Source organism: Promineifilum sp. (SeqCode) (genome assembly GCF_041918635.1).
In the GTDB taxonomy this organism is placed as follows: Bacteria; Chloroflexota; Anaerolineae; order Promineifilales; family Promineifilaceae; genus Promineifilum.
Genome location: NZ_JAYRVJ010000209.1, coordinates 1 through 2425 on the forward strand (window position 1 = coordinate 1; position 2425 = coordinate 2425).

Below are 2425 nucleotides of genomic sequence, written 5' to 3' on the forward strand. Positions count from 1 at the left end.
GCCCGGCTCGGCGGCCAACCACGCCGCGGCCGAGTATATCGCCGGCGCGCTGGCGGGAATGGGCTATGAGGTGGAGGAGCAGCGCTTCGACTGCGTCGATTGGCGGCTGGATGGCGTCGAGTTGTGGATGGGCGACGGCCCCCTGCCGGTTACAGCCAACCCGTACTCGCCGCCGTGTGACGTGACCGCGCCGACGGTGGCCGCGGGCAGCCTGGAGGAGCTGGCGGCGGCGGCGCTGACCGGGCGGGTCGCCCTGCTGCACGGCGCGCTGACGGCCATGCCGCTCTTCCCGCGCCACTACCCCTTCTTCAGCGTGGAGGAGCACCAGCGCATCTTCGACCTGCTGGTGGCCGGCCGGCCGCGGGCCATTATCGCCGTCAGTTCCATGACCGGCCGCCCCGCGCCCATCTTTGAGGATGGCGACCTGACCATCCCCTCGGTCACGGTGTCAGCCGACGTGGGGGCCATCCTGCTGGCCGCGGCCGGCGCGCCGGTGGGGGTGCGCGTGCACAGCAGCCGCCGGCCCGGCTACGGCGCGAACGTCATCGGCCGCCGCCCCTACGCGGCGCGGGACAAGATCATCCTGTGCGCCCATTTCGACACCAAGCCGGGCACGCCCGGCGCGCTGGACAACGCCGCCGGGGTGGCCGCGCTGCTGGCGCTGGCCGAACGGCTGGCGGCCGGCGGCCCGCCCACCAACCTGGAGTTCGTGGCCTTCAACGGCGAGGATCACTACGCCGCGCCGGGCGAGGTGGTCTATCTGGCCGGCTGCGCGGGGGAGTTCGGGCGGATCGCTCTGGCCGTCAACCTGGACGGGCTGGGGCTGCGCGGATCGAACACAACCATTGCCTTCTTCGCCTGTCCGGAGGCGTGGGCGGAGCGGGTGCGGCGGCGCCTGCCGGCCCATCCGACGGTGGCGGAGACGGAGCCGTGGCCCCAGAGCGACCACTCGCTTTTCGCCATGCAGGGTGTGCCCAGCGTGGCCCTGACCTCCGGCGGGGTGCAGGAGGCCATTGACCGCCTCATCCACACTCCGGCTGACACGCTCGACGGGGTGGACGAAACCCTGCTGGCCGCGGCGGTGGACTTCCTGGAAGAGACCCTCACCCAGGATGGACTGCCGCGGGGCGAGGGGATTTAACGCAAGGATAGGGGCTAGGGGTTAGGGACTAGGGGCTAGGGAAGAGCGTTCTTCCCCTATCCCCTAACCCCTATCCCCTAACCCCTAGCCCCTATTTCTTATAACTTTCGATAGAGGACGCCGCGGCGCGGGTGGATTATCCTATAACGTGGCGTCCGGCCCCGGCCCGCGCCCAGGCCAAACCTGATCGGGAGCAAGTACCATCATGTCCAAATCCGTTATCATCATCGGCGGCGGTATATCCGGACTGGCCGCGGGCTGCTACGCCCGCATGAATGGCTTTCATACACAGATCTTCGAGCTTCACGACCGGCCGGGCGGCCTGTGCACCGCCTGGGAGCGCAAGGGCTACACCTTCGACGGCTGCCTCCACTATCTGTTCGGCTCCAGCCCCGGCCAGCCGTTCCATCAGGTGTGGGAAGAGCTGGGTGCGGTGCAGGATCGGCCGATGCTCCACCACGACGAACTGATGCGCGTCATCGCCCCGGACGGCCAGACGCTCATCGTCTACAGCGACCCCGACCGGCTGGAAGCGCACATGAAGGAGTTGGGGCCGGACGACCACGATCTGATCGAGTCGTTCGTCGCCGGTATCCGCGCCTTCGAGAAGTTCGACATGGCCATGCTCCAGGCCAGGCCGCGCTGCCTGCTGACGCCGCAGGAGTGGGCGGAGTTCGGGCGCAAGGTGCTGCCTTACGCCATGCCGATGGCCCGCTGGGGGACGATGTCGGCCGCGGACTTCGGCGAGTCGTTCCACTCCCCCTTCCTGCGCCGCGCCGTGCCGCTGATGCTGTCCTGGCCGGAGTGCCCGGTCATGGTCGGCCAATCGCTGCTGGCCTATCTGCACACGCGCAACGCCGGCTTCCCCGCCGGCGGCTCGCAGGCGTTCGCGCGGGCCATCGAGCAGCGCTATCTGGGGCTGGGCGGCGAGATTCAGTATAAATCGCAGGTGCAGAAGGTGCTGGTGGAGAACGGCCGCGCCGTGGGCGTGCGCCTTTACGATGACACCGAGCACCGCGCCGACTACGTGGTCTCGGCCGCCGACGGCCGCGGCACTATCTTCGATCTGCTGGAAGGGCAATTCGTGGACAAGGACATCCGCCGCACCTACGACGGCCACATGCCCATCCACGCCATGGTGCAGGTGTCGTTCGGCGTGCGGCGCGACCTGTCGGCCGAACCGCACTGGGCCAACTACCTGCTCGACGAGCCGCTGACCACCGGCGGCGTCACGATCCACGATATTGGCGTGAAGCACTACTGCTTCGATCCCAGTTTGGCCCC

Annotated in this window: 2 protein-coding genes; both read left to right on the top strand. The window is 68.7% G+C overall.

From position 1 onward, the window contains the following. Positions 1-1141: M28 family peptidase (locus ACE3UY_RS07190; RefSeq protein ID WP_374686862.1), on the top strand; the 1141-nt coding region annotated here is incomplete at its 5' end. Between the two features lie 205 nt (positions 1142-1346). Further along, positions 1347-2425, top strand: a 1079-nt coding sequence (locus ACE3UY_RS07195) for a phytoene desaturase family protein (RefSeq protein ID WP_374686863.1), incomplete at its 3' end; no start/stop codon positions are given.